Source organism: Nodosilinea sp. P-1105 (assembly GCF_012911975.1).
Taxonomy (GTDB): Bacteria; Cyanobacteriota; Cyanobacteriia; order Phormidesmidales; family Phormidesmidaceae; genus Nodosilinea.
The window spans coordinates 1-2,596 of record NZ_SMDQ01000144.1 but is presented as its reverse complement, the minus strand read 5'-3'; the positions used below and the strand labels follow the sequence as shown (position 1 = coordinate 2,596).

Annotated in this window: 1 protein-coding gene and 1 pseudogene; both read right to left on the bottom strand. The window is 54.5% G+C overall.

From position 1 onward, the window contains the following. Nucleotides 1-148: 148 nt before the first annotated feature. Nucleotides 149-1,000 carry an IS21-like element helper ATPase IstB gene (gene istB, locus E1H13_RS26355; protein WP_169617929.1) on the bottom strand — a complete coding sequence of 284 codons (852 nt, stop codon included), beginning with the start codon at nucleotides 998-1,000 and terminating at the stop codon, nucleotides 149-151. A gap of 61 nt (nucleotides 1,001-1,061) precedes the next feature. Further along, nucleotides 1,062-2,429: pseudogene (istA, locus tag E1H13_RS26350) on the bottom strand (IS21 family transposase); the annotation flags it as partial. Nucleotides 2,430-2,596 lie beyond the last annotated feature (167 nt).

Sequence of the window (2,596 nt, the reverse complement as noted above, 5' to 3'; positions counted from 1 at the left end):
TATCAAATGTCAATTACTTTGGCGGGTCGCGTCAATTAGATTGACGGGTTAACGCCCTCCGAATAGCCCCCTGTGTACTACTGCGGAGATTTGAGAAAATTCAATTGACGTGATAAGAGGGATCAGTAGATCCGTTCTAGTTGTCGCGTCAATTACTGGTCTTGGCTGGGACGGGAGCAGAGGTGCTGACCTCCGAAAGGGTGTTCTGGGAGGTGTCCTGGGTTTGAGCGCGCTGGTTGGCAGAACGCTTGCGGTAGCTGTCAGCTTGAAGCTCAACGATCAAGGCATGGTGCACCAACCTATCGACAGCGGCGACAGTCATCATGTCATCGGCAAAAATCGTATTCCATTGACTGAAGGGTTGATTGGCGGTGACCAAGAGACTTTTGCGCTCATAGCGATGAGCGATCAGCTCAAAGAGGACCGACGTTTCAGCCTCCGATTTTTTGACATAGCCCAGGTCATCAATAATGAGTAGGTCATAGCGGTCAAGTTTTTTGAGGGTGCTGGGCAAGAGTAATTGACGTTTGGCATGCTGCAAGGTTTGCACCAAGGTGGTGGCAGCAAAGAACTTAGCCCGGTATCCCAACTCGACGACGGCTCGGGCCACGGCACAGGCCAAATGGGTTTTGCCCACCCCCGAGGGACCAAACAATAAGCAATTGTCAGCCCGCTTAAGCCACTCTGAATCGGTGGTCAACTGCATCAACGGCGCGGGATTGAAGTCCTTGAGGTGGGACCAGTCAAAGGTAACTAAGGTCTTGGCATTGGGGACTTGAGCCTCGTTGAGGGCACGTTTTAAGCGTTGGCTCCAGCGTCGCTCAATCTCTGTCTCACATAACGCCAGCAGGAACTGCGCATAGGACCACTGTTCCTGCATGGCCTGGTGTTCAAGGGCCTCCCAATGGTTGAGCATGTGGGACAGCCGGAGACTCTTGAGATGAAGACTCAGGGTTTGATACGGGCTGACTGAGTTGGGGGGAGTGGAGGAGATGGTCATAGTCATCCAGGGAATGTTGGTGATAGCTCAACGGCGGGTTGGACGTCTTGTCCCCCGCGCTAAAGTGTTGCCGCAGGCCGTTGAGGCTTAGGGTGCTGCCGGTTAGTTGGTCTTCGAGGTAGTCGGCTACTGCCGTTTCTTTGTCTTGCGTGGCGGCGATATAGAGGGCTTCGACCATCAACAGGGCCGCTTTATCTAAGGCAAAGTCTTGTTTCATCTGAGCCCAGAGGGCTCGATACAGCTGATTGGGCAACAACTCGGCTTGCCAGGTGCAATAAATGAAGGCTCTGGGCTTTTGGTGCAGCGCCTCAATCACATGGCGGTAGTTGATGCAGCGCCCTCGACGCAGCCCTCCAGTGGCCCGGACCCGCGGCAATTCCACCACAGAGTTCTGGCCCAGATAGCCCCGCAGGCGATTGTGGTAAAGATGGATTTCCAGCTGACGACCGATGAGTCGAGACGGTACCGTATATAAGATTCGACGCACCGTGATGGTGCTGCGAGAACTCACCTGGGCACTCAACACCTCATAGTCAGCCACCCGATACCGGGGTAAGGCTTGGAGGTGGGAGCGCTCCTGCGCATATTTTTCGGCGCACTGGTTATTGAGTTTGGAGACCACCCCAGCGATACAAGCCTGGTAATCCGCCACGCTGGCAAACTCAAAACTGCCTCGTAGGTAGAGCTGCTGGGTCAGGCGATTTTTGAGATGGCCATGGGGAGACTCTATCGCCCCGTTTTCATGGGCGATGCCCCGATTGTTGCGAGTGGGCTCCAACCGATAGTGCTCGCAGAGGTGCTCATAGAGTTGGGTGAGCTGTTTATGATTACTTCCCGCATTGCGGTAGGCCGCACTCAAACTGTCGGTGCGGTGCTGTCGGGGCACTCCGCCACAGGCCTCAAACGCATTCTGCAATCCTTCAGATAAGGCGATAAAGCTTTCCCCACCTTCAATAATTTGGGCATACTGCCAACCGCTATAGGCTAGCCGGTAGTGATAGATCAAGTGCGGGTACGGCTCACCGCCAATGGTGATGCTCAACCCTTTCAGTTCGGTGAAGTCCGATAACCCCATCAGCCCAGGCTCATGGCGTAACTCGAACATCACCTCTGGCGTCTGCCCATGACGCTGTTTCCAGTCACTTACCCGACGCTGCAGGGTGCGCAGCACCTGGGCATACTGCCCTGGATACTGCTCCTGAAGGTACTCATATAAGGTCGTCGGCTGCAGGCGAGGCTCCTGGCGCAGCATCGGTTCTAGTTCGCTTTCCCAGACCCCGTCTAATGGGTCGCAGCGGGTTCGCCAATCTCGCTTGCGGCCCCGATCCACTTGATGCTCTCCCGCCTCTATCCGTTGCCCACTACGGTCTGATATCCCGGCAAGGGCCGACGCTTGGGTTTGCGTCGACCCGGTCTTTCTAGCTTGCATATACACCTTGATTTGATATGGCTGTATCGACACCTAGACACACCTCCAATATCTATTGGAAGTAGTCTTAGGGGCTCTTGATTGCGATTCTGACGTCGGCTATTCCTAGCGCTGTACTACCCGCCAAAATAGTTGTCGTCACCCGCCAAAGTAATTGTCATCTAATA

Bases quoted from the DNA above. Each gene is read 5' to 3' on its own strand.
- istB (WP_169617929.1), bottom strand. From the start codon at position 1,000: ATGACCATCTCCTCCACTCCCCCCAACTCAGTCAGCCCGTATCAAACC.